4 protein-coding genes are annotated in these 3,084 nt (G+C 67.5%); all 4 read left to right on the forward strand.

The genetic code is table 11. From position 1 onward, the window contains the following. The coding region (gene gcvT / locus G205_RS20230) for a glycine cleavage system aminomethyltransferase GcvT (RefSeq protein ID WP_009359668.1) at positions 1–923 on the forward strand (923 nt) is incomplete at its 5' end. Between the two features lie 85 nt (positions 924–1,008). After that, positions 1,009–1,392 carry a glycine cleavage system protein GcvH gene (gene gcvH / locus G205_RS20235; protein WP_009359669.1) on the forward strand — a complete coding sequence of 128 codons (384 nt, stop codon included), beginning with the start codon at positions 1,009–1,011 and terminating at the stop codon, positions 1,390–1,392. Then, positions 1,389–2,711, forward strand: a complete 1,323-nt coding sequence (gene glyA / locus G205_RS20240; RefSeq protein ID WP_009359670.1) for a serine hydroxymethyltransferase — start codon at positions 1,389–1,391, stop codon at positions 2,709–2,711. Before gcvH ends, glyA begins: the two co-directional genes overlap by 4 nt. 76 nt (positions 2,712–2,787) lie before the next feature. Beyond that, positions 2,788–3,084 (forward strand): serine dehydratase beta chain (locus G205_RS20245; protein WP_009359671.1); only part of this gene is annotated, 297 nt, incomplete at its 3' end.

Raw genomic sequence — 3,084 nt, forward strand, 5'->3', positions numbered from 1 at the left:
TTGCGGGGAAGCTGTCCGCCGTGGCCGTGGGCAAGGCCAAGTACTCGCTGATCTGCGACGCCGACGGCGGCATCATCGATGACCTGATCTCCTACCGCCGAGCAGATGACCGCTACCTGGTGGTCCCCAACGCTGGCAACGCCACCGTGGTTGCCGCGGCACTGCGTGACCGGGCCGCGGGCTTCGACGTGGTCGTGGAGGACGCTTCAGCGGAAACCTCGCTGATTGCCGTGCAGGGCCCGGCAGCCCAGGCCATCCTGCTGGAACTCGTCCCGGCCGACCAGCACGCCCTGGTCACTGAGCTGAAGTACTACGCTGCCGTGGAGGCCGGCGTCGCGGTCAACGGCTCTGTCCAGGACCTGCTGATTGCCCGCACCGGCTACACCGGCGAGGACGGCTTCGAAATCTACATTCCCAACGTGGACGCACCCGCGCTCTGGGAGGCACTGCTCGCTGCCGGCGAAGAACACGGGCTGATCCCCGCAGGCCTTGCCGCCCGCGACTCACTCCGCCTCGAAGCCGGGATGCCCCTCTACGGCAACGAACTCTCGCGCCACGTCAACGCCTACGCTGCGGGACTCGGTCCGGTGGTTTCCCTTGCCAAGGAAAGCGACTTCGTGGGCAAGGAGGCGCTGGCTGCCATCAAGGCCGCAGGCGTCGGCTCCACCGTGGGCCAAAAGCTCGTGGGCCTCAAAGGCACCGGACGCCGTGCAGCCCGCGCGCACTACCCGGTCCTGCAGGACGGCACCCTGGTAGGCGAGGTGACCTCCGGCCAGCCGAGCCCCACCCTCGGCTACCCGGTGGCCATGGCCTATGTCGCCGTCGAACACTCCGCCCCCGGAACCGTCCTGGACATCGACCTCCGCGGCAAGCCCGAGCGCTTCGAAGTCGTCGAACTCCCCTTCTACAAGCGCAACAAGTAACCAGGCCTGGATCTCGACAGGCTCGATCACCGTCCCGGTGGTTGAGCCCGTCGAAACCCCTACACCAACAGAAAGACCGAAAATAATGAGCAAAGTTGTTGCTGAACTGAAGTACTCCGCCGAGCACGAATGGGTGGCTGCTGACGGATCCGGGCCTGCCGGAATCGGCATCTCCGCCGTCGCCGCCGATGCCCTGGGCGACATCGTCTACGTGGACCTGCCCGAGGTCGGCTCCACCGTGACCGCCGGCGAAACCTGCGGCGAGGTGGAATCCACCAAGTCCGTATCCGACCTGTACGCCCCGGTGACCGGTGAGGTCACCGAAATCAATGACGGCGTGGTCTCCGACCCAGCGCTGATCAACACCGACCCCTACGGCGCAGGCTGGCTCTTCAAGGTCGCCGTCACCGAGGAAGGCCCGCTTATGTCCGCCGAAGAGTACGCGGCAGCAAACGGCGGCGAGCTGTGAGCGCCCCGGCAGAAGTGGGCGCGTTCGAACAGGTGGCCTCCCCCAGCCTGAATGCGGACCTGTCCGCCCTGGACCCGGAGATCGCGGCCAAGATCGACGACGAACTGGGCCGCCAGCGCGACGGCCTGGAGATGATCGCCTCGGAGAACCACACCGCCGTCGCCGTCATGCAGGCACAGGGCTCCGTGCTCACCAACAAGTACGCCGAGGGCTACCCGGGCAAGCGTTACTACGGCGGCTGCGAGCACGTGGACGTCATCGAGCAGCTCGCCATCGACCGGATCAAGGCCCTGTTCGGCGCGGACTTCGCCAATGTGCAGCCGCACTCCGGCGCGCAGGCGAACGCCTCGGTGATGCACGCGCTGATCAAGCCCGGCGACACCATCATGGGCCTGAACCTGGCCCACGGCGGCCACCTGACGCACGGGATGAAGATCAACTTCTCCGGCAAGCTCTACAACGTGGTGCCGTACGGCGTCCGCGAGGACACCCACACCGTGGACATGGCCGAAGTGGAGCGCCTGGCCCAGGAAACCAAGCCGGCGCTGATCGTGGCCGGCTGGTCCGCGTACGCCCGGCAGCTGGACTTCGCCGAGTTCCGCCGCATCGCCGATTCCGTGGGCGCCTACCTCATGGTGGACATGGCCCACTTTGCCGGGCTGGTCGCCGCCGGGCTGCACCCCTCCCCCGTGCCGCACGCACACGTCACCACGTCCACCACGCACAAGACCCTCGCCGGTCCGCGCGGCGGGATCATCCTCAGCAACGACGCCGACATCGCCAAGAAGATCAACTCGGCTGTGTTCCCGGGCCAGCAGGGCGGGCCGCTGGAGCACGTCATCGCCGGCAAGGCCGTGGCGTTCAAGATCGCCGCGTCCTCCGAGTTCAAGGAGCGCCAGGAGCGCGTCCTCGCCGGCGCCCGGATCCTCGCCGAGCGCCTGGTCCAGCCCGACGTTGCCGCCAAGGGCATCACCGTGGTTTCCGGCGGCACCGACGTGCACCTGGTCCTCGTGGACCTGCGGAACTGCGAACTCGACGGCCAGCAGGCCGAAGACCGGCTCGCCGCGATCGACATCACCGTCAACCGCAACGCCGTCCCCTTCGACCCCCGCCCGCCGATGGTCACCTCCGGCCTGCGCATCGGCACCCCCGCACTGGCCACCCGCGGCTTCGGCGGGGACGCCTTCCGCGAGGTCGCGGACATCATCGCCGCGGCTTTGACGGCCGACGCCGACGCGGACCTTTCGGGGCTGCGTCACCGCGTCGAGGTCCTGGCGTCGGCGCATCCGCTCTACCCGGACGTGGCACCACTGTCCTGAACCCGGTTTCGACGGCTCAACCACCGGTGGTTGAGCCGTCGAAACCCCTTTCACATCTCCAGTAAGGAATCCCCTCATGGCAGTCGGCGTATTCGACCTTTTCTCTATTGGCATTGGTCCCTCAAGTTCTCACACTGTGGGGCCGATGCGGGCTGCTGCGGTGTTCGCGGAGGAGCTGAAGGCTTCGGGCGGGCTGGGGTCCGTGGCGGGGTTGCGGGTTGATTTGTATGGGTCGCTGGCGGCGACGGGGCACGGGCACGGGACGATGACGGCCATCCTGCTGGGGTTGGAGGGGTTCCATCCGGAGTTGATCCTGCCCGGTGAGGTGGAGGAGCGGCTGGCCTCGATTGCGGAGACCGGGGTGTTGAACCTC

Origin of the sequence: Arthrobacter nitrophenolicus, from assembly GCF_000332815.1 — a bacterium.
Classification (GTDB): Bacteria; Actinomycetota; Actinomycetes; order Actinomycetales; family Micrococcaceae; genus Arthrobacter; species Arthrobacter nitrophenolicus.